The 20,701-nt window shown below is 40.5% G+C and carries 20 protein-coding genes and 1 tRNA gene; 16 read left to right on the plus strand and 5 right to left on the minus strand.

The features are described 5' to 3' along the window. The first annotated feature begins 58 nt into the window (after positions 1-58). The 9 genes from VK159_RS02505 to VK159_RS02545 all read left to right on the plus strand — a co-directional run bounded on the left by VK159_RS02505 (position 59) and on the right by VK159_RS02545 (position 9,505). Positions 59-1,438 carry an efflux RND transporter periplasmic adaptor subunit gene (locus tag VK159_RS02505; protein WP_324228561.1) on the plus strand — a complete coding sequence of 460 codons (1,380 nt, stop codon included), beginning with the start codon at positions 59-61 and terminating at the stop codon, positions 1,436-1,438. A gap of 2 nt (positions 1,439-1,440) precedes the next feature. After that, positions 1,441-2,637, plus strand: a complete 1,197-nt coding sequence (locus tag VK159_RS02510; protein WP_324228562.1) for an efflux RND transporter periplasmic adaptor subunit — start codon at positions 1,441-1,443, stop codon at positions 2,635-2,637. Between the two features lie 58 nt (positions 2,638-2,695). Continuing rightward, a complete protein-coding gene (locus tag VK159_RS02515) occupies positions 2,696-3,208 on the plus strand; it encodes a TlpA disulfide reductase family protein (protein ID WP_324228563.1) in 513 nt (170 codons plus the stop codon). Position 3,209: 1 nt separating this feature from the next. Continuing rightward, positions 3,210-4,415 carry a sialidase family protein gene (locus VK159_RS02520; protein WP_324228564.1) on the plus strand — a complete coding sequence of 402 codons (1,206 nt, stop codon included), beginning with the start codon at positions 3,210-3,212 and terminating at the stop codon, positions 4,413-4,415. A gap of 252 nt (positions 4,416-4,667) precedes the next feature. Beyond that, positions 4,668-4,985, plus strand: coding sequence for a thioredoxin (trxA, locus tag VK159_RS02525; protein WP_182806069.1), 318 nt, complete (start codon positions 4,668-4,670; stop codon positions 4,983-4,985). A gap of 405 nt (positions 4,986-5,390) precedes the next feature. Beyond that, positions 5,391-5,885, plus strand: coding sequence for an SET domain-containing protein-lysine N-methyltransferase (locus VK159_RS02530; RefSeq protein ID WP_324228565.1), 495 nt, complete (start codon positions 5,391-5,393; stop codon positions 5,883-5,885). Between the two features lie 15 nt (positions 5,886-5,900). Beyond that, positions 5,901-7,037: a hypothetical protein gene (locus tag VK159_RS02535; RefSeq protein ID WP_324228566.1), complete on the plus strand. Its 1,137-nt coding sequence runs from the start codon at positions 5,901-5,903 to the stop codon at positions 7,035-7,037. A 14-nt stretch (positions 7,038-7,051) separates the two neighbouring features. Next, positions 7,052-8,485: an SET domain-containing protein-lysine N-methyltransferase gene (locus VK159_RS02540; RefSeq protein WP_324228567.1), complete on the plus strand. Its 1,434-nt coding sequence runs from the start codon at positions 7,052-7,054 to the stop codon at positions 8,483-8,485. Positions 8,486-8,611: 126 nt separating this feature from the next. Beyond that, positions 8,612-9,505, plus strand: a complete 894-nt coding sequence (locus VK159_RS02545) for an ABC transporter six-transmembrane domain-containing protein (protein ID WP_324228568.1) — start codon at positions 8,612-8,614, stop codon at positions 9,503-9,505. 131 nt (positions 9,506-9,636) lie between these two features. Here VK159_RS02545 and VK159_RS02550 read toward each other — a convergent pair whose 3' ends face one another. Together VK159_RS02550 and VK159_RS02555 are read right to left on the minus strand one after the other, a co-directional pair. Further along, positions 9,637-10,032 (minus strand): hypothetical protein, encoded by a 396-nt coding sequence (locus VK159_RS02550; protein ID WP_324228569.1) that lies wholly within the window; start codon positions 10,030-10,032, stop codon positions 9,637-9,639. Positions 10,033-10,086: 54 nt separating this feature from the next. Then, a tRNA-Cys gene (locus VK159_RS02555) sits at positions 10,087-10,157 on the minus strand. Positions 10,158-10,252: 95 nt separating this feature from the next. On the opposite strand from VK159_RS02555, the gene VK159_RS02560 reads away from it, so the two are divergent. From VK159_RS02560 to VK159_RS02580, 5 genes are all read left to right on the plus strand, one after another. Then, positions 10,253-11,128, plus strand: a complete 876-nt coding sequence (locus VK159_RS02560) for a nucleoside phosphorylase (protein WP_324228570.1) — start codon at positions 10,253-10,255, stop codon at positions 11,126-11,128. Between the two features lie 818 nt (positions 11,129-11,946). After that, positions 11,947-12,726 carry a diaminopimelate epimerase gene (gene dapF / locus VK159_RS02565; RefSeq protein ID WP_324228571.1) on the plus strand — a complete coding sequence of 260 codons (780 nt, stop codon included), beginning with the start codon at positions 11,947-11,949 and terminating at the stop codon, positions 12,724-12,726. A 31-nt stretch (positions 12,727-12,757) separates the two neighbouring features. After that, the gene (locus VK159_RS02570) at positions 12,758-13,330 is read left to right on the plus strand and encodes a DinB family protein (RefSeq protein ID WP_324228572.1); all 573 of its coding nucleotides are present in this window, start codon (positions 12,758-12,760) and stop codon (positions 13,328-13,330) included. 26 nt (positions 13,331-13,356) lie between these two features. Next, positions 13,357-14,295 carry a magnesium transporter CorA family protein gene (locus VK159_RS02575; RefSeq protein WP_324228573.1) on the plus strand — a complete coding sequence of 313 codons (939 nt, stop codon included), beginning with the start codon at positions 13,357-13,359 and terminating at the stop codon, positions 14,293-14,295. 14 nt (positions 14,296-14,309) lie between these two features. Then, the gene (locus VK159_RS02580) at positions 14,310-14,765 is read left to right on the plus strand and encodes an NUDIX domain-containing protein (RefSeq protein WP_324228574.1); all 456 of its coding nucleotides are present in this window, start codon (positions 14,310-14,312) and stop codon (positions 14,763-14,765) included. Positions 14,766-14,840: 75 nt separating this feature from the next. Here the strand turns inward: VK159_RS02580 and VK159_RS02585 are convergent, their stop codons facing one another. Both VK159_RS02585 and VK159_RS02590 read right to left on the minus strand, forming a co-directional pair. Beyond that, the gene (locus tag VK159_RS02585; RefSeq protein WP_324228575.1) at positions 14,841-15,626 is read right to left on the minus strand and encodes a queuosine precursor transporter; all 786 of its coding nucleotides are present in this window, start codon (positions 15,624-15,626) and stop codon (positions 14,841-14,843) included. Further along, complete coding sequence (locus VK159_RS02590) at positions 15,623-15,898, minus strand: hypothetical protein (protein ID WP_324228576.1); 276 nt, start codon at positions 15,896-15,898, stop codon at positions 15,623-15,625. The genes VK159_RS02585 and VK159_RS02590 overlap by 4 nt, the downstream gene beginning before the upstream one ends. Positions 15,899-16,167: 269 nt before the next feature. On the opposite strand from VK159_RS02590, the gene VK159_RS02595 reads away from it, so the two are divergent. Both VK159_RS02595 and VK159_RS02600 read left to right on the plus strand, forming a co-directional pair. After that, complete coding sequence (locus VK159_RS02595) at positions 16,168-18,675, plus strand: YfhO family protein (protein WP_324228577.1); 2,508 nt, start codon at positions 16,168-16,170, stop codon at positions 18,673-18,675. Continuing rightward, complete coding sequence (locus VK159_RS02600; RefSeq protein ID WP_324228578.1) at positions 18,676-19,782, plus strand: glycosyltransferase family 4 protein; 1,107 nt, start codon at positions 18,676-18,678, stop codon at positions 19,780-19,782. 6 nt (positions 19,783-19,788) lie between these two features. Here VK159_RS02600 and VK159_RS02605 read toward each other — a convergent pair whose 3' ends face one another. Beyond that, entirely contained in the window at positions 19,789-20,664 is an 876-nt protein-coding gene (locus VK159_RS02605) for a glycosyltransferase family 2 protein (protein WP_324228579.1), read from the minus strand. Positions 20,665-20,701: the final 37 nt, after the last annotated feature.

Genomic DNA, 20,701 nt, shown 5'->3' on the forward strand with positions numbered 1-20,701 from the left:
AGAAGGTACAAGGCACAAGAGACAAGGTTCAAGAAGAAAAGACAATAAAGTAATACAGATGAAGCAGAAACTATTTTATATAATCGGATCATTCCTGTTGATATTGGCAATTGCCTGTAACAACAATGATCCGCATGCAAACCACAAGCAGGAACTTGTAAAAGACATGTACACTTGCCCAATGCCACAAGATTCGGTGTTCAGCGATAAGCCGGGCACTTGTCCCAAATGTGGAATGGAATTGGTGAAGATGGAACAACCTGCCGCACAGCAAGATCATGATCATGAAAATGCAGCGGCAGAATATACTTGTCCCATGCATCCGGATGTAATTAAAGACAAACCCGGCTCCTGCCCTATTTGCGGAATGGATTTAGTTAAAAAAGAAACCGGTGGCAGTGCATCAACTGAAATTGGATTGGATGCCTTGCTCAAACCGACCAATGAGTTTGTTGTGTCTTCTATTCCTGTAACAACAATTGAAAAGAAAGAAGAGCATATTAACATAGAAGCGTTGGGAACCATTGCTTACGACACGAGAGAAGTTGGAACGATTTCAGCAAGAGTGAGTGGGCGAATTGAAAAACTCTATGTGCGTCACCGTTACCAGAAGATCAGCAAAGGGCAACGCATCATGGATATTTACAGTCCGGAAATTTTAACTGCCCAGCAGAATTTATTATTCCTGTTAAAGAACGATCCGGAAAATAAAAGCTTTATTGAAGCAGCGAAGCAAAAACTTTTACTTCTTGGCATGAGCAGTCAGCAATTACAACAGGTATTGCAAACAAAAAAAGCATCATTTACCATTTCAGTTTACAGCAATTACAGCGGACATATTCATGAATCAGCCGGCGCATCCATGAATACAGCACCTGAAAAAATGAAAGACATTTCGCAATTAACAGAGGAACTTTCATTGAAAGAAGGCATGTACATCAATAAAGGCCAATCAGTTTTCATTGTCTATAATCCAACGCAGGCATGGGCACTGTTAAATATTTTTGGCGACAACCAGGGCCTAGTTAAAAAAGGAAACAGTGTGCATGTTATTCCCGAAACAGCACCGAACAAAGGTTTCAGGGCAAGCATTGATTTTATTGAACCCTTCTACCGGAAAGAAAGTAAAACCTTAACGGCAAGAGTATATTTTAATAACAGCAGTTTGAAAATTCCGATCGGCAGCCAGGTAAGAGCAGTCATCAATGGCAATTCAAAAGATGCTTATTGGTTGCCGAAAGAAGCCGTGTTATCGCTCGGGTTAGATAAAGTGGTGTTTCATAAAGTGGATGGCGGATTTAAAGCACACAAAGTGAACACCGGCATTTTACACGAACAACATATTCAAATCATCAGCGGATTAACAGCAACAGACTCTGTTGCGGTGAATGCACAATATTTAATGGACAGTGAAAGCTTCATTAAAGTAAAACAATAATTATGCGACATCTTTTTATACTTCTTCTTTTTGCTTCAGTTCTTACTTCGTGCAAAGACAAAGCAATTACAAAAACAGAAAGCGATGTGTACTACACCTGCTCCATGGACCCACAAGTAGTAGAACAAAAGCCGGGCAAATGCCCCATCTGCAAAATGGATCTTACGCCTGTTAAGAAAAGTAATGGTGCTAAGAAAGATGAAATACAGTTGAGTGATCAGCAGATACAGTTGGGCAATATTCAAACCGATACGATCCGCACCGGAACTATTGGCGACAGGTTAGTATTAACTGCCAGTCTCAACTTCGATCAGATGAAAACCTCATCAGTAAGTTCAAGAGTAATGGGCCGGATAGAAAAACTTTATTTCAAAAATCTCGGTGATTATGTGAGCAAAGGAGCAGCTTTATATGCGATCTACAGTGAAGATCTCAACAATGCCAAACAGGAATATCTTCTTGCATTGGAACAGAAGAAAACATTTGCAACAGAAACAGTCATCGACTTTGAACAATTATTACAAAGCGCCAAAAACAAATTATTACTATGGGGATTGAGTGAAGCGCAGATCAATGAACTGGCGAAGACAAAAAAATCAACACCACTTACTACATTCTTCAGTACAGCGTCGGGCTATATTACCAGCATGGAAATTCGTGAAGGCGATTATGCAATGGAAGGAGGAACCATTGTAAAGCTGGCCGACCTCTCAACACTATGGGCCGAGGCACAGGTGTATACGTCGCAACTTTCAGAAATTGATCTCAACGGAACAGCAACTGTTCAATTGCCCGATATGGACGACAAAGACATAAGAGGGCGAATTGAATTTGTAAACCCCGAGATCAACCCCGATACAAGGATCAATCTCATCCGTGTATCCATTCCCAATACCGGCAACTTGTTAAAACCCGGTATGCCGGCTTATGTGGTATTAAAAAGCACACAACGTAAATCACTCACCTTACCAATCGATGCAGTGATCAGAGATGGGAAAGGTGCAACGGTATGGATCAGAACCGGTGAACATTCATTCAAAAGCAAAATGGTGGAGGTGGGATTGGAAAGCAATGATCGCATTGAAATAAAATCAGGCTTAACGGCTGGTGATGTGGTAGTGATGAGTGGCGCTTACCTGTTGCACAGTGAATATGTATTTAAAAAAGGCGCAGACCCGATGGCGGGGCACAACCACTAAAAAAATGTAAGTATTATTGTGCTTCCGTTAAAGCGTGTCGTTTAAACCAATACAAGAAATGAAACCGATTTATAAAATAGCAGTTGCCTTCTTGTTTTTGCTGGTAAGCTGTAAGGAAAAAGAATCATCTAGCAACAAAGACAAACCAACTTTTGTAACAAAAGTTGAATCAGAGTTCGATAAAATAAAATTAACCGAACTTGATGGCACGCCAATTGACCTGCAGCAATACCAAGGCAAAACCCTCTTTATTAATTTCTGGGCAACCTGGTGCGGCCCTTGTATACAGGAAATGCCTTCGATTCAAAAGGCGAAGAACAGTATGAAAGATGAGGATATTGTGTTCCTGTTTGCATCAAACGAAGAAGTGGAAGCAATTGAAACGTTTAAGAAAAAGCAGCCGTACGATTTCCATTATGTACGGGTAGAAAACCTGGAGCAACTAAAAATTATGGCCTTGCCAACTACTTATATTTTTGATTCAAACAAAAAACTTGTTTTCTCAGAAATGGGGTACAGAAAGTGGGATAGTAAAAGTAATATTGACTTAATTCTTAACGCCGGAAAATAATATGTACAAACTGATCACTATCCTTTCGCTGATTGTTGTATTTGCATCATGTGCAGATAAAACAACCGAAACAAAAACCATTGGAACAGTAGTAACACTCTCCTCTCCTGCTGCCGATTCATCTGCAGAACCTTATTTGTTTACTGATGCAAAGGGCATCGTTCATTTATCATGGGTGCAGAAAAAAGGAAAAGAATCATCGCTGCATTTTTCTGCACTTGTAAATGATCAATGGACAGCACCCGTTACCATCAGCTCCGGAAACAATTGGTTTGTAAACTGGGCCGATTATCCTGTTGTATCTTCTGATGCTGCCGGCAATATGCTTGCACATTTTTTAGAAAAAAGTGATACGGCAAAATTCACTTACGATATTAAGTTGGTTGCATCTGCAGATGCAGGTAAAACATGGGGAACGCCAACCACTTTACACGATGATGGCAAGAAAGCCGAACATGGTTTCGTTTCTATCACTCCTTATAATGATCAGTTTATTGCAGCCTGGCTCGATGGAAGAAAAACTGCAATGGAAGGAGATCACAGCAGCCATGATGGACATCATGGTGAAATGACATTAAGAGGAGCACTGCTGGATAAGAAAGGAACAAAAACAAAAGAATGGGAACTCGACGGAAGAATATGTGATTGCTGCCAAACAACTATTGCCATTACGGATAACGGACCAATCGTTGTTTACAGAGATCGTTCCGATAATGAGATCAGGGATATGTCCATCGTTCGTTTTGTAAATGGAGAATGGACACAACCGAAAACCATCTTTCCTGACGAATGGAAAATTGCCGGTTGTCCGGTGAACGGGCCAAGAGCCGATGCTGTTGGAAATAATTTAGCGATTGCATGGTTTTCTATGAAAGACAAGAATGCTGAAGTGAAAATTATTTTTTCTACTGATGGTGGCGCTACATTTCAACAATCGATCCGTATTGATGAAGGCAAAGCAATTGGCCGTGTTGATGTTGTGATGATCGATAAAGAAACAGCAGTGGTTAGCTGGATGGAAGGATCTACCATTAAAGCAATTAAAGTAAATGCTGATGGTTCAAAAGGACAGGCTATTGTTGTTGCTGAATCTTCCGATGCAAGATCAAGCGGTTTCCCGCAAATGACGAAGGCAGGTGATAAATTGTACTTTGCATGGGCCGATAATAAAGCAAAAACAATCAAATTGGCAAGTTTAACTTTATAAAAAAACTCCGGCTTTCAGAAAGCAGGAAGGTTTGTTTAACCTATTCATTGTTAGTTTTCCCTGATCGTTCCACCAAAATCTACAGATGAAGAATGAAAAATCGAGCGTTAACGGCCCTTTAACTGTCATTCTTGTAGTACATCCTGTCGTTTTTTATTTGTGAACAGCTGTGGATAATGACATAACATCAGATTAACAGGAATGGGCTTAAATTTGTCCCTTCATTCAAAAAAAATTAAAAGGATATAAATTATGGCACTCCAATTTACAGATGCAAACTTCCAGAGTGAAGTAATCAGTTCAGATAAACTCAGCGTAATCGATTTTTGGGCAGAATGGTGCGGACCATGTCGTGCAATCGGGCCGGTTATTGAAGAATTGAGCAAAGAATACGATGGTAAAGTAAAAGTGGGTAAAGTAAACGTTGACGAAAACCCACAGGTTAGTATGAACTACGGTATTACTTCAATTCCTGCGATCCTATTCGTGAAGAATGGTCAGGTAGTTGACAAATTAGTAGGCGCACAGCCAAAAGGCAACTTCGTTAAGAAGATCGAGCAACACATGTAAGATTTTAGTACAACGATCATAGAAACCCGTTTCAGTTTTGAAACGGGTTTTTCATTATTGGTCGACACCGAAGGTCAGACCGAAAAATGAAAAACTATTTTGTTACCGGCATTGTTACAACTAGCAGCGTCCCTTGCCACGCTCGTTTCATGGTTCTGTATTTCATGGCGTCATTGAAAAGTTTAATAGTCTTTATTGAATGAAGCCAACGTACCACACACTTCATAGCTTGTGCTTTTAGCATCTCTGGTTTCACATCAAATCCATTTCTTTATTCACATTCATTCAACATTCATTAAACCAACTACAGTTTATAAGATCAATTAATTAATTTCAAAGCATTAATACCGACAATACTTTGTTTTAAAGTAACCAGTCGACTCATCTAACACTTAAAACGCTCCCATGAGTACAGAAACCCTCACCCCAAGCATTGTAACCGGCCATTACGGATTTGCAGATGTTCACCTGCATCCCGACTCAAATCATAAGCTCTTACTTGCAACCAAGGCATTTCAACCCGGCGATGTGATCAGCAAATTCAGCGCAAGTGAAGTGCATGAAGTTCCATCACGTTACACCGTTCAGGTAAATGAACAGGAACACATTATTCTGCATCCTGAATTCCTGCAATACATTAACCACAGTTGCAACCCCAATGCATTCTTTAATACCAGTACAATGGAATTAGAAGCATTGCAACCTATTGCGGCAGGCGATGAGTTTACCTTCTTTTATCCATCAACTGAATGGTTCATGGCCGATCCTTTTGCATGCCATTGCGGTGAAGTAAATTGTATTGGTGTTATAAAAGGAGCAAAAGAATTATCAAAAGACCTGTTGAAACATTATCGCTTAACAGCATTTATTGAATCGAAAGTGAATGAAATAAACGATTAATCTATACATTTACTTATGGTTTCTAACCCATTTCCTTCACTTCCTTCAACCGAACATCCGCTCTTCATTTGGGTACTGGCCCCGCATCTCCAAACCAACGATGCAAATCTCGATTACTACTATGATTTTACCCAGAGCATTGATGAATACACAAAGGTGTTTGGTGAATTAAATCTTAATTGGAAATGGCAACCAGTTACGCAGGATAATTTCAAAAGCATCATTGATGATATCGCTGCTACCACTTCTTTTCAAACACCCATCGTTCTTAATTTATGTGATGGTGATGAAGTGAATGGCACACCGGGCGTTTCCGTTATCCACTATTTAAAAGAAAAGCAACTCATTTATACAGGAGCCGATGCTCCGTTTTACGACAATACTACTTCAAAGATCATTATGAAGGAGTTGTTTGATAAAGCAGGTATTGCACATGCGAAGTGGGTTCCTATTCATCATGCCAAGCAAAAGCTGAGCGGCATTTGCAATTATGTTGGCACACCATTGATTGTAAAGCCTGCCGTTAGTGGTGGAAGTATGGGTCTTGGCGTAAAGAACGTAGTGCACAATGATGAAGAGCTGAAAGCATTGGTAAAAGAATTGTTTGATGGTTACCGTGGCTGGGATTTCTCATTTGGCGGATTGGTAGCTGAAGAATTTATCAATGGTCCAGAGTACACCGTTTTTCTTTCGGGCTCCCATCAATCACCAAGAAGCAGAAGAGTATATCCACCGGTTGAACGTATTTTTCATAAAGACTTACCCGATACTGAAAAGTTTCTTTCTTTCGATCGTTTATGGGAAACCTATGAACAGGAAAAACCTATTGGCGAGTTCGAAGACTTTTATCAATACAACTTACCTCCTATCGGCTTACAGAAAAAGATCATGGACCTGAGCTGGAAAGCTTATTGTGCAGTTGGAGGTACGGGTTACGGCCGTATCGATATTCGTATGGATAAGGCCACCGGCAAATTGTATGTACTGGAAGTAAATGCACAATGCGGATTAAGTGAAGACGAAAACTATACTTCCATTGGTGCTATTGTTCGTTTAAGTAATCAATCTTACTCCGGTTTAGTTCTGCATATTTTACAAGACGCTATGCAGCGTCATCACAAAAAACAAAAAAAGGCAGTGGCTGTGCGTTAACAGCATGATGGTTTATGAAGATCTGTGTACTGCAACCCGACTATTCTACTTCTGCTGTTGATTACCAATATTACGATCCTGCAAGGAATTTATCGCATTTATTGCCGCATGTTCAGTTCGATCATGTATTGCTCAACAAACTCACTACTTATAAACAACTGCTTGAGTTAAGCAAGAAAGGTTATGACTGTTTTGTAAATCTCTGCGAAGGTTATCTCGAATGGGAAGTACCTTCCATTGATGTAATCTATACATTAGAATTACTCAATCTTCCGTTCACCGGGCCAAACACATTACTCTACGATCCGCCAAAAGAATTGATGAAGTATGTAGCATATACCGAAGGTGTAGCTACAGCAAACTATGCTTTGATCGATACAGTTGAACAGTTAGAGCAGCATGTAAATCATCTAAATTTTCCGTTGTTTGTAAAACCATCGAAAGCGGGTGATAGTCTGGGAATTGATGAACATTCAGTTTGTCATACTATTGAAGAGTTACAACAAAAAGCAGCAACGGTATTACAGGAATATCCCCAACTGCTGGTTGAAGAATACATTGCCGGCAGAGAGTTTACGGTACTGGTTGCTGCTGATGCAAAAGATGATAAGAAGTGTAAAGTCTTCCAACCCATTGAATTTATTTTTCCTGAAGGACGAACATTTAAAACATACGCTCTTAAAACATCGGAGCTTCATCCCGAAAGTAATATACCTGTTACGGACACAAACATCAGGCAACAACTAACGGAAGCGGCCCAACGCATTTTCAGAAGTTTTGGCGGTGTTGGTTATGCACGTATGGATTTTCGTATGAACGAAGCAGGGAAAATATTCTTTTTAGAAGTAAACTTTACCTGTTCGGTTTTTTATACGGATGGATATGAAGGCAGCGCCGATTATATAATTAAGGCCGATGGTATTGGCCAGGCTGGTTTTCTGCAACACATCATTGAAGAAGGTATTGCACGCCACAAACGCAAGCAGAAGAAATATCTCATGAAAGGTAATTCCATTGCCGGCTTTGGTATTTATGCCACCTGCCCCATTGCTGAAGGTGAAGTGATCTTTAAAGGCGAAGAACGTCCGCAGCGGATCGTTACCAAGCAGTTTGTAGAAGCAAACTGGCTGCCTGAAGAAAAGCTGCTCTTCAAACATTACGCTGTGCCTTTGAGCACTGAAGTGTATGTTTTGTGGGACAATAACCCATCTGAATGGGCGCCACAGAACCATTCGTGCCGACCTAACACTGCCTACAAAGGGCTCAACCTGGTTGCCCTCAACCCTATTTTGCCCGGCCAGGAGCTCACAATGGACTATTCCGACCTGCTCGATGATTCAGCTGAAACATTTGAATGCCAGTGCGGTACACCCGATTGCCGAAAGATCGTTTCCGGTCGCAAAGGCAATTCTGTCACACAAAGGGAACAAATTAACAGGCCTCACTGACAACCCATCAACCTAACTTTGCCCTTATACTAATCCATACGCCGGGAAAAAGAAATCTTCTTTTTCGCTAAACCCCGGCAATTCTGCACAGTCTATTTTGAGGATTTTTAAAAGGAAGGAACAAGTATGCCTGGTAAATGGGTTATCCAAACAATTGTAAAACAGTATAAGTATAAGCTGCTGCTCACCTATGCGCTTTTTGCGGTGGAGATGCTGGGTTTATTGATGCGCCCTTACTTTCTTGGAGAAGCGGTGAATGATCTGCTTAAAGGCTCTTACGTTGGTTTGTTTTACCTCGCCGGTGCTCATTTGCTATGGGTTGTTACAGGCACTATCCGCCACCGTTACGATTCACGTACTTACTCTGAGATCTATACCTCGCTTGTGGTAAAACTCATGAGCAAGCACAAACAAAAAGATCTTTCTAAACTCAGTGCGCATTCAACCTTATCAAGAGAATTTATTGATTTCCTCGAGTTTGATCTTAATTACATTATTGAAGCCGTGTACAATATTGCCGGCTCTATGATTCTCTTATTCTTTTATGATACACAAGTAGTGTTGCTTTGCTTATTGATGTTGGTGCCAGTTACCATTACCAGTTATATCTATGGCAAACGCATGCGCAGGTTGAACAAATTCAAGAATGATGAATTGGAACAGCAGATCAATGTGCTGGCAACAAGAAACCCATTACGCATCAACGAACATTACAACAAACTCCGAAAGTGGCAGATCAAGATCAGCGATCAGGAGGCATGGAATTTTGGTGTAATGGAATTACTGGTGATGCTGATTATCACTGCTTCGCTTTTAACGGTATCATCGGTAAACGGGAAAACATTGCTGGCTGGCGATATGATCGGTATCTATACCTACATTCTCAAATTTGTAAGTGGGTTAGATACGGTGCCGTATATGATCCAACGTTTTGCAACATTGAAAGATATTCTGCATCGTGTAGAATTGAATACAGAAGATGAACATGAATCAGAGCCGATGGTTGTTACTGCGGCTTAATTTTAATACAGTTGTGAGTTGAAAGTTCTGAGTTCTTAAGTTCTAAGTTGGAAGTTCGCTGTTGGATTTTGTTTTCTGGATTTTGGATTTTGGATTTTACTTCTTGCGCCTTGAACCTTGCTCATTGTACCTTATTTCTTTTCAATCACTTTCATATCAGGCAACACCGACATTACCAATAAAATCAGAGAAGCGGCGAAATAAACATATAGCCAAACAGTGGTTTGCGGGCACTCGCCGTTACGGCAAGTAGAAAGTAGTAAGAGATTACGTAATGCCCAGGCAAAGTTGATAGCAGCGGCAAATGGGTTTGCCCGCTTTGCCCATAATTTCGGTACAAGAAAAAAAATCGTGGTTAACCCAATCATGAACAGGTTCATTAAAACCGGCATTCCAAATCTTGTTACTTTTTCAGAACCGAAACCGGTGACTACAGCATCAATTGAGGCGATAGATATCCAGGGAAAAACGGCTGCTATGATCATAAGCAATCCGGCAAAAATTCCGATATAATTTGAATTACGCATAGTTTACAAACAGAAAAAGCGCAGGATGGTTTCCAACGCTTTTCATTTTTTTTGAGGTCCCGAGCGGATTCGAACCGCTGTACGAGCTTTTGCAGAGCTCTGCCTAGCCACTCGGCCACAGGACCAATTTGTGAGTTCTGTCTATCCGCCAACGGCGGACTACAGGACCAATTTGTGAGGTGCAAATGTAGTATATTCGGGTAAATACTCCCAAAGAACTATGCAAAGAATTGCAGAAAGTGAACTGATCATCAATAACAGAGGCGCAGTTTACCACCTGAATGTCAGGCCCGATGAATTGGCAAACACCATCATTACCGTTGGAGACCCTGATCGTGTAAAGGAAGTGTCCAAACATTTTGACAAGGTTGAACACACGCTGCAACACCGTGAGTTTATTACACACACCGGTTATATCGGCAGTAAACGCATCTCCGTTGTATCAACAGGCATCGGTCCCGACAATATAGATATTGTGGTAAACGAACTTGACGCCTTGGTGAATATTGATTTTGAAACAAGAACCATCAAACCCAATTTAACGTCGCTTCATATCATCAGGCTGGGCACTTCGGGTGCTTTGCAGGCCGGCATACCTGTTGATGGATTTGTGGTATCAACGCATGGTTTGGGTATTGATAACCTGCTGCATTTCTATCGTCATGATAACAATGAAGAAGAGAAACAATTACTGCAGGCATTCATCACACATACACAATCGCAAGACAGTTTATCTTATCCATACATTACAGGCGCAGGCTCTCAACTGCTCAAACATTTTGTAGAAGGCTATCATCATGGCATCACTGTAACCTGTCCGGGTTTTTATGGTCCACAAGGCCGTGTGTTGCGTTTAGGTCTCTCCAACCCTGCTCTCATCGATCAATTAACGCAATTTCAATTCGGTCAACACCGCATTACCAATTTTGAAATGGAAACCTCAGCCATTTACGGTTTGGGTAAAATGATGGGGCATCAATGCCTTTCCATCAGCGCCATTGTTGCCAACCGGGTAAAGAAGGAATTCAGTAAAGATGGCGGTGCGGCGGTTGAGAATCTGATCAAAAAATCGATGGAGATTATTGCTACTATTTAGTTTAACAGAAACGGACTTTAATTTACCCCTGATTTAACGGATGAATTAAGATTGGTTTTTGCTTCACCATACCCGTCGAATATCTTCTTTATGGCAAAAGCAGTATTGCAGTTGAACAGACTTTCACTACCAGTTTGAGCGCTTTTAATACGGCGTAAGGTGGCTTAAGAGTAGCTTTAGCCTGCCAGTATCCTCCTTTTTTGGGGAGAACCTAACAACAATTCATGTGTGCAAAAGCGGCATAAACAGTCAAAAAGTGGCAGAGCGGCCGATTGAGTTTCATGCTGCGACCGGATTTTCTATCATGTACATATGGCGACGCAAAACGGTTATTAAAAATTACGGGGGCGATTGTCAGTATTTGTTTTACTGTATAGATGGCGTGAACTATGCAAGGGGGAAGAGTTTACTTTCCGGCGAGCGGGTAAAACATGATCCTGCTTTTGCGGAGACAATGCGTTGTGCAAAACGGATGCGCAGTGCTTCGAAAATTACTTCTGTTCTTTACCGGCGGGCTGTGCCACAGCATGAGCGAAGCAGGGAGATGATGAGAATAGTGAAGCTGGGGGGACACAGATGGACATTGAGTAATGAACTATGCTAAGTTGTAACCAGTGAATATAATCGTTGATTTTATTGCAAAAAGATTACCATCTCACTTTGCAAGCTGTTTGCGGTTCAATCAATTATCCGGGCAGGTTTGTGCCCGTTTCTATAGTACAGAGCTGAACGTTTAATGTTTAACGTTTTCAGGCATTACAACGAACAGGTATCAGTTTAATAAGTTGTAATTTTAACCTCCAACTTTAAACTGATTCATGACCATTCCTTTCTACAAATACCAGGGCACCGGAAACGATTTCGTTATTCTGGATAATCGTACAGGTAATTTTACGCAATTAACCAGCGTAGAAATAGCCAATTTATGTGATAGAAGATTCGGCATTGGAGCCGATGGTTTGATGATGTTACAGCTGAAAGAAGGCTATGATTTTGAGATGGTTTACTACAATGCCGATGGTAAGGAAGGCAGCATGTGCGGCAACGGCGGACGCTGTTTAGTGGCCTTTGCAAAAGACCTAGGCGTGATCGATAAAACCGCTGCATTCCTTGCTACAGACGGGTTTCACGAAGCCATTGTGAAAGAAAACGGCTGGGTGGAATTGAAGATGAAAGACGTGGATAAAGTTGAAAAATTTGCAGACCATACCATTTTAAATACGGGTTCGCCCCATTACATACGGTGGGAAAAGGATATCGCAAAAACCGCAGTTTTCGAAGAAGGCAAGCGCATTCGTTACTCACCCCCATTTTCAGAAGTGGGTATCAATGTTAATTTTGTTCAGCTTCATGACGATGCTCTCAGTGTACGTACTTATGAACGGGGTGTAGAAGCCGAAACCCTGAGTTGTGGTACGGGTGTTACAGCCGCAGCAATTGCTGCAAGCAGCAGCACCATCGGCCAGCAGGAGAAAAAGATCCTGACGCCGGGCGGAGAGTTAAAAGTGAAGTTTGAAAAAAAATCCGATACGTCCTTTGAAAACATCTGGCTCTGTGGACCTGCCACATTTGTCTTCTCGGGTAGTATCGAACTTTAATCCAAATCCTAAACCCTAACCCCAACACCCGATGATTGCCAAACGGTATCATTTAAACAAATTTCAGATCATCAGCCATGCTGAGAACACCATTGACGATATCGTCAAGCAGTGCCGGCAAATGGATGAGTCTCTGTTTTTTTATAAATCAGAGCAATGGTCTGTTGCAGAAAATCTTGAACATCTCTCCTTAAGTCTTCATAAAAGCTGGCTTGGTTTATTTGCTCCTAAGTTTTTTCTGAAATGGAAATACGGCAAACCCGATCACGCATCACGTTCATACGAAGAACTGCTACAAGACTATTATCAAAAGCTTGATGCAGGTTACGAGCAGGATAAGCGTTACATACCGAATGTAAAAGAAGAGAAAGGTGCTAAAGAAAAACTCATTTTCAGGTTTGAACATATCTGCACAAAATTCCTCGACCAGATAAGATATTATTGGGAAGATGATTCAATGGACGAATACCAGGTGCCACATCCTGTACTTGGTCTCATTACCATTCGTGAGTTACTTTATTTTAACCTGTTTCATAATACGCATCACTACAAAACCATCCGAAACAGGAAAAACGAAGCCATCGAATTTTCAACCGCAGATTAACAACGGGCACTTACCTTTGCGCCGCTATGCTGCAATTTTTTAAAAACGAGAACGGCAAAACACTTGCCATCGAAAAACCTGAATCAGGTGCGTGGGTAAATATTGTGCCCCCTCTGAAACAGGAAGAGTTTACAGAGATTGCAGAAACATTAGATGTTCCCCTCGATTTCTTAACCGATTCACTGGATATTGATGAACGTTCACGCTATGAGCTGGAGGATAATGTAAAGCTCATCGTCATTAAAACGCCGGCTGAGAACAATTCGTTCAACGATAGTGATGCCTTTTACATCACGATTCCTATTTGTATTATTCTTACACATAACCAGATCGTAACAGTAAACTCGTTCGATAACGGTGCCATCAAAAAGTTCCTGAATACATTTCAAAACCGTCACCCCGATAAACGGAACATGATGGTGTTGAAGATCTTTGAAAAAGTGGTGCAGGCTTATATGGAATTTTTGAAAGAGATCAATCACCGTCGCAACTTGTTAGAGCAAAAACTTTATGACGCCAACAGAAATGAAGAACTGCTCGACCTGATGCGCATCCAGAAAAGTCTTGTATATTTTGTAACTGCATTACGCAGCAATGAAATGTTGTTGATGAAACTGCAACGAACAAATTTCCTTGCATTGAATGATGAAGAAGATGAATTTTTGCAGGATCTGATCGTTGATACCAGCCAGGCATTGGAGATGGCAAATATTTATACCAATATCCTGAGCTCAACCATGGATGCATTTGCCAGCATCATCAGCAATAACCAAAACCAGGTGATGAAGCGTTTGACGTCTGTAACAGTAATGTTACAATTACCAACATTGGTTGCAAGTATTTATGGTATGAACGTGCCTATTCCAGGCTCTCATTCTGCTTTTGCATTTTATTTCCCGATCCTGATATCACTTGGCTTATCGCTTTTACTCGGCATCTATTTTCTTCGGAAGAAATTATTTTAAATAGCTGAACAATTATGACACTGACGGTTCGTGTTTACGGCATTATTATTACTGACGATAAGAAAGTTTTGGTAAGTGATGAATATATTCGTGGAGCTTACATCACAAAATTTCCCGGTGGTGGTTTAGAAATTGGCGAAGGCACGAGAGATTGTTTGAAGCGTGAGATAAAAGAAGAACTGTTTATCGATTCAGAGATAGGTGAACATTTATATACAACCGATTTTTACCAGCAGAGTGCATTTAATACTGCACACCAGATACTCTCCATTTACTATTATGTAAAACCTCTTGAGCCGATCTTGCTCCCTTTCAAAACAACTCCTTTCGATTTTGAACCACACCAGGTGGCAGATCCAAAAGGTGAATCGGAAGTAATACGATTAATTGATTGGGAACATTTCAATGAGGAAACAGTTACACTTCCTATTGATAAATTGGTTGCACGGATGCTGAAGGAAAAACATTAAAAGAAAAGTGAGTGACGAGTAGTGAATGGCGAGTTATCTTTCTGTCGTCCGTGGTCTATCGTCCATCGTCTTTTCTTAATCCAACATTGCAGCTTTTTTCATTTCAGCTGCTTTTTCATGCCCGAGGTATCTTTCAATAACACCGTGAATCAGATAGATCACCGGCGTAAGTACAATTGCCACAATAAATTTATAGATGTAGTTACCTGTTCCTGTAACCAGAATCTGTTTTAAACTCCATGCATCTCCCTGCCCTTCCTGCAGTCTCCGGCCAATATAAAATGCGATAAATAATACCACAAAACTATCAACCAATTGAGAGATCAACGTTGAGCCTGTTGCACGCAGCCAGATACTTTTCTCCCCGGTTACTCTTTTTATCCGATGGAATACAAATACATCAAGCACTTGACCTATTAAAAACGCCACCATCGAACCGATGATAATCCATAACCCCTGGCCAAAAATCCCTTTAAATGCATTGTTGGCATTATCAATATCATTTCCAATTGTAAAGTATTCAGATGGCTTTAAACCAATTGCACCCGAAAACATAAGAAAAGAATACGCAATCAGGGTAACAGTTAAATAGGAAAGAAACTTCACCCCTTTTGAACCGTAATACTCATTTATAATATCAGTCATAATGAATACAACCGGCCACAACAAAACACCGGCGGTAAGATGAAAGCTGAAGTTACTTCCAAACAAAGGCAGCTCTAAACGTTTAATACCAACCGTATCTTCTAATGAAAAAATCTTAACACCAATAAATTCAGCGATCATCGCATTGGCGATAAAAAATCCCGACAGGATCAGAAACAGTTTGGTCGACTTGTCAGAAAGTATCTGTTTGATCATATAAAAAAGATGAATAATTGAATAATGAGCACCACAAGGTTTATAAAGAAAATGCTGTTGATCTTTAGTTCAATTCTTTTTCTAATCAACAGAACTACAAACCAACTGTTGATGAAAAGGTTCACGATCAAGCTCAGGAATAATCCGCCAATCACAAGTATGGCCGCAGCAGATTGTGGCAGGTCGACACTTATATATCGAAACCCTAAAGCAACAAAGAATAACACATTCAGAATAAAGGCCACCTTGCTGAAAAACAAAAATCCGTTCATCCGTTCATTGATATTTTGGCTATTGCCAGATGGTATTTACCCTAAAAGAATATTCATTTTGTAAGGTGAAACTAATGAATATTCTTTCCGGGACATTTCATACCGTTAAAAATGCTGTCAATCCCCCAAAATACCATTATTTTGCCTCACTGAAACTGAAAATTTTTCCTCATGAAATGAGTCCTGAAATTTTCATTGGTAGTTTCCCTTTCAGCAATGAAAATTTCAGGACGAATTCTATGTGACCAAAAAGAAATAAAAAATAGCACATGAACTTTGATTTCAAAAAGCTGATTCCACACGCCATTGCAGTAATCGTTTTCGTTATTGTCGCAATCGCTTATTGCAAACCTGCACTCGATGGACAGGTATTGAATGCACATGATAATATTGGCTGGAAAGGAATGGCTCAACAGTCGTTTGAAAAAAAGGAACAGCTTGGTCATTTTCCAAAATGGACAAACAGTATGTTTGGAGGTATGCCTACCTACCAGATCGCATTGGAAGGCACACACAATATTTCGTTTCACTATGTGAGCTATATCTTAACCCTCGGCTTGCCGAAACCAATCAACTTCTTTTTCCTTGCCTGTTTATGTTTTTACTTACTGGCATTGGTATTACGAATAAATCCATGGATCGGTATTATGGGTGCGTTGGCCTATGCTTATTCAACCTACGATCCGGTTATCATCGGTGCAGGTCATGATACAAAAATGCTGGCCATCGGTTATGCACCACTGGCAGTTGCAGGCTTGTTACTCCTGTTTCAGAAAAAATGGTGGCTGGGAAGTGCAGCACTGGCAACAGGTCTTGCACTACAGCTTGGTACCAACCACTTGCAGATCGTTTATTACACCCTACTCATTTTAGGCGCTGTTACTGTTGGCTATTTCATTGACAGCTTTAAGAAAAAAGAAATTGCAGCTGCATTAAAAGCAACAGCACTTGCGGCAATCATTGGTATTATCACTTTAGGTACAAATGCCATTGGCACACTCACCACATGGGAATATGCTAAAGAAAGTATGCGTGGTGGAGTGAGTGAATTGAAAGAAACAAAAGATAAGAATACCACCAGCGGTGGATTGGATAAAGACTATGCATTTAAATACAGTGTTGGTATAGCAGAAACATTCACCTTACTTGTGCCGGGTATTTATGGTGGCAGCAATGGTGGCAATGAATACAAGACTTCTCAGTTTGCTGATGAAATGCAGAAAGTAGGTTATCCTGAAGACCAGGCCCTTCAGTTTGCAAATGGCATTTCATATTGGGGACAACAGCAACCAACATCAGGCCCTGTTTATTTTGGAGCTGTTATTATGTTGCTGTTCATATTTGCGATGTTCTTTGAATCAGGCTGGTTCAAATGGAGCCTGTTTGCAGCAGGTATGTTCGGGATCATTCTTGCCTGGGGTAAGAACGCAGAAGCGATCAACTACTTCCTGTTCGACTATCTTCCTTTGTACAAGAAATTCCGTGCGCCTTCAATGGGTCTTGTAATGCCACAACTTTGTTTTGTAATACTTGCAGTTGTTGCTGTCAATAATTTGTTGTTTGGTGATAACAGTGCAGAAAAGATCAAGAAAGCATTTAAGCAAACAGCTATTGCTACTGCAGCCATTGTAGCTATTCTCGGCGTTCTTTATTTCTCGTTCGATTATGCATCACCAGGTGACGCACGTTTAAAAGAAAATATGAGTACGGCCATGTTACAACAAGCCACTCAACAAGGACAGCAACCAACAGCTGAATTGCAACAACAGGCCGAACAGTTCGGAAAAGGTTTTGTAACAGCTATTCAAACCGACCGTAAAGGATTGTTTGCAGGCGACCTTACACGTTCTGTCATTTTATTATCACTTGCATTAGTCGTATTATGGCTTGCCGCAAATAAAAAACTGAAGCCATTACCTGTAATGGTCATACTGCTGCTGCTTAGCAGCTTCGATCTGTTATCCGTAGGTAAACGTTATTTGAATGATGGCAACTTTGTTGATCCATCTGATTTTGACAATGCATTTGCGATGACAGATGCAGATAAAATGATTAAACAGGATAAAGGTTATTACCGGGTATTAAACACTACTGTTGATTTCACCAATGAATCAGTTACAGCTTATCATCATAATTCAATTGGAGGTTATCATCCGGCTAAGTTGCAGATCTACCAGGATCTGATCGAAAATCAGATCGGTAAGAATAATATGCAGGTGTTAAATATGCTCAATACAAAGTATTTTATAGTACAGAATCCGCAGACCGGTAAGCCCATTGCACAACAGAACCCAGGAGCCTTTGGGCCAGTTTGGTTTGTGAAAGGAATTAAATATGTAGCTGATGGTAAAGAAGAAATGAAAGCATTGGACAGCACTAATCTGCGTGATACAGCAGTTGTGCAAACAAAATTCAAATCATTAATCGCAAACCAACCTGTCGCTGATTCCACAGCAAGCATTCAACTGATCGAAAATAAAAACGACATCATCAACTACGAATCAAATGCTGCAACCAACCAGTTTGCTGTATTCAGTGAAGTGTATTACACAGCAGGATGGAATGCATTCATAGATGGCAAGAAAGCTGAGATCGTTAAAACAAACTACGCTCTTCGTGGACTGGCAGTTCCTGCAGGCAAACATAAAATTGAATTCCGCTTTGAACCGAAATCTTATGAGCTGGGAGATACGTTGAATCTTGTATCATCAATTCTTGTTTACCTGATCGTACTTGGCGGTTTATTCATGGCCTGGAAAACAAGCAAGCAGGCATAAATGAAGAAGGTATTGAATATTGTCCCCTACCAGTATCTTCCTTATTTCTCCGGCGGACAAAAACTCATTGCTCACTTCAATCAATACGTGGGTGAGCAATGCGTTTTACATGTTGCAGGAACAGCAGATAATGATGCTGCACTTGCAAACACATACACATTACACCCGATTTTAAAGAACACTCGTTTCCGCTATGCGGATATTGGTTCCTTTTTTCGCCTGCAAAAACTGATAAAGAAAGAACAGATCGATACTGTTATTATTGAGCATCCCTATCTCGGCTGGCTTGGTTGGATGTTGAAAGTAACCTGCAAGATCAAACTCATTGTTCATACACATAATATCGAATACGAACGCTTCCGCACGCTTGGAAAAAGCTGGTGGCCTATTTTGAAGTTCTATGAAAGCTTTGTGTTGCGCCAGGCTGATAAAGTATTTTGTATTACAGAAGATGACCGGCAATGGATGATCAACAACATGAAACTGCAGGCAGAGAAATGTATTGTTGTTCCTTATGGCATCACACAAAAACAAATGCCGGATGATAAGCAGCAGTGCAAGCAACAGGTTTGCAATAAGCATAAACTTGATTCGACGGCATCGCTTTTCTTGTTCAACGGCTTGTTAGACTACAAACCAAACCTTGATGCCTTACATGCAATTCTTGAGCAGATCAACCCTCTTCTTATAAAATCAAATCTGCATTGTAATATTATCATCACCGGTAAGCGGCTACCCGCCGAGCTAAATGAATTGAAAGCATGGAATCAACATCATATTCATTACGCAGGATTTGTTGATGATATTGATCTTTACTTCAAAGCAGCCGACCTTTTTCTGAATCCTGTACAAAGTGGTGGTGGTGTGAAAACAAAAATGATCGAAGCTATTGCCTGCGGCACAACCGTGATCTCGACAGAGACCGGCGCAATTGGCATTGAGCATGCTGTAACAGGAGAAAAACTGATAAGAGTTGCGGATAACGATTGGAATGGATTTGCAGAGGAAATCTTGAAACACGCACAGCAACAAACTGACACTCCGGTTAATTATTATAAGTATTACAACTGGCAACAGATTGCTGAACAGGTTGTACGCTCCGTCTGACGGAAATTAGACAGGATAAGTCATACCATTTTTCAACGCCTGCACCAATTTCTTCCGTTGATCTTTATTGAAGCGAAGCCAATAAAAAATTCGTGTAAAGAACGTGTATCCGATTGCGAAGTATTTTAAGAAGCCGGAGAAATTCTTACGGATAAAATAAAGCTTATTCCGGTTAGAGTAAAAAATGTAGAAAGAGGAATCGCCACCTGATGAATGCGATACTTTATGAATGATGGTCACCGATGGATCGTAATAAAGTTTGTAGCCGGCATCACATGAGCGATACACAAAATCAGTATCATCATAATAAGCGAAATATTTTTCATCCATCATCCCAACCTTTTTAAATACTGATGCATCGACCAACATATAACAGGTAGGTGCGTAGGTGATATATTTTGGCAGATTATACGCTTCGCTATCGGCTTTGTTATACCCATAATGAATACCCAAGGCCCGCCATTTCACCATTTCCCCTCCCGCCATCCAGATCGTTCTGTCGGGATAATAGATTTTCGGAACAATGATCTTCTCCCCTTTTTCCATCAACAGCAACTGTGAAGCAAAAGCTGTTTCCTGTTCTATTTCAATATCATTATTCAGTATGAGAACATGCGTACAGCCATCCTTTAATGCAGCTTCAATACCAATATTATTTCCTTTGGCAACACCAACATTATCTGTATTCTTAATGTGCTGATAAGCTGAGATGGGATGTGCAGCAAGACAATCGGCAATGACTTTGTTTGATTGTTCATTTACTGAATTATCAACAAGGTACAGGATGTAATCTTTATGTGTTTGCCTTGAAACACTTTTAAAAAAGCCATCGAGCACCTCATCGCTTTTAAACAACACTGTAACTAAGCCAATTTTTGCCATAGCTTTATTTCATGCGTTCTTTTAAAAATTTTTTTGG

It is taken from the genome of Lacibacter sp. (genome assembly GCF_035299325.1).
Lineage (GTDB): Bacteria > Bacteroidota > Bacteroidia > Chitinophagales > Chitinophagaceae > Lacibacter.

Bases quoted from the DNA above. Each gene is read 5' to 3' on its own strand.
- dapF (WP_324228571.1), top strand. From the start codon at position 11,947: ATGACCATTCCTTTCTACAAATACCAGGGCACCGGAAACGATTTCGTT.
- VK159_RS02550 (WP_324228569.1), bottom strand. From the start codon at position 10,032: ATGCGTAATTCAAATTATATCGGAATTTTTGCCGGATTGCTTATGATC.
- VK159_RS02580 (WP_324228574.1), top strand. From the start codon at position 14,310: ATGACACTGACGGTTCGTGTTTACGGCATTATTATTACTGACGATAAG.
- VK159_RS02505 (WP_324228561.1), top strand. From the start codon at position 59: ATGAAGCAGAAACTATTTTATATAATCGGATCATTCCTGTTGATATTG.
- VK159_RS02575 (WP_324228573.1), top strand. From the start codon at position 13,357: ATGCTGCAATTTTTTAAAAACGAGAACGGCAAAACACTTGCCATCGAA.
- trxA (WP_182806069.1), top strand. From the start codon at position 4,668: ATGGCACTCCAATTTACAGATGCAAACTTCCAGAGTGAAGTAATCAGT.
- VK159_RS02590 (WP_324228576.1), bottom strand. From the start codon at position 15,898: ATGAACGGATTTTTGTTTTTCAGCAAGGTGGCCTTTATTCTGAATGTG.
- VK159_RS02570 (WP_324228572.1), top strand. From the start codon at position 12,758: ATGATTGCCAAACGGTATCATTTAAACAAATTTCAGATCATCAGCCAT.
- VK159_RS02520 (WP_324228564.1), top strand. From the start codon at position 3,210: ATGTACAAACTGATCACTATCCTTTCGCTGATTGTTGTATTTGCATCA.
- VK159_RS02510 (WP_324228562.1), top strand. From the start codon at position 1,441: ATGCGACATCTTTTTATACTTCTTCTTTTTGCTTCAGTTCTTACTTCG.
- VK159_RS02535 (WP_324228566.1), top strand. From the start codon at position 5,901: ATGGTTTCTAACCCATTTCCTTCACTTCCTTCAACCGAACATCCGCTC.
- VK159_RS02595 (WP_324228577.1), top strand. From the start codon at position 16,168: ATGAACTTTGATTTCAAAAAGCTGATTCCACACGCCATTGCAGTAATC.
- VK159_RS02605 (WP_324228579.1), bottom strand. From the start codon at position 20,664: ATGGCAAAAATTGGCTTAGTTACAGTGTTGTTTAAAAGCGATGAGGTG.
- VK159_RS02530 (WP_324228565.1), top strand. From the start codon at position 5,391: ATGAGTACAGAAACCCTCACCCCAAGCATTGTAACCGGCCATTACGGA.
- VK159_RS02600 (WP_324228578.1), top strand. From the start codon at position 18,676: ATGAAGAAGGTATTGAATATTGTCCCCTACCAGTATCTTCCTTATTTC.
- VK159_RS02545 (WP_324228568.1), top strand. From the start codon at position 8,612: ATGCCTGGTAAATGGGTTATCCAAACAATTGTAAAACAGTATAAGTAT.
- VK159_RS02585 (WP_324228575.1), bottom strand. From the start codon at position 15,626: ATGATCAAACAGATACTTTCTGACAAGTCGACCAAACTGTTTCTGATC.
- VK159_RS02540 (WP_324228567.1), top strand. From the start codon at position 7,052: ATGAAGATCTGTGTACTGCAACCCGACTATTCTACTTCTGCTGTTGAT.
- VK159_RS02560 (WP_324228570.1), top strand. From the start codon at position 10,253: ATGCAAAGAATTGCAGAAAGTGAACTGATCATCAATAACAGAGGCGCA.
- VK159_RS02515 (WP_324228563.1), top strand. From the start codon at position 2,696: ATGAAACCGATTTATAAAATAGCAGTTGCCTTCTTGTTTTTGCTGGTA.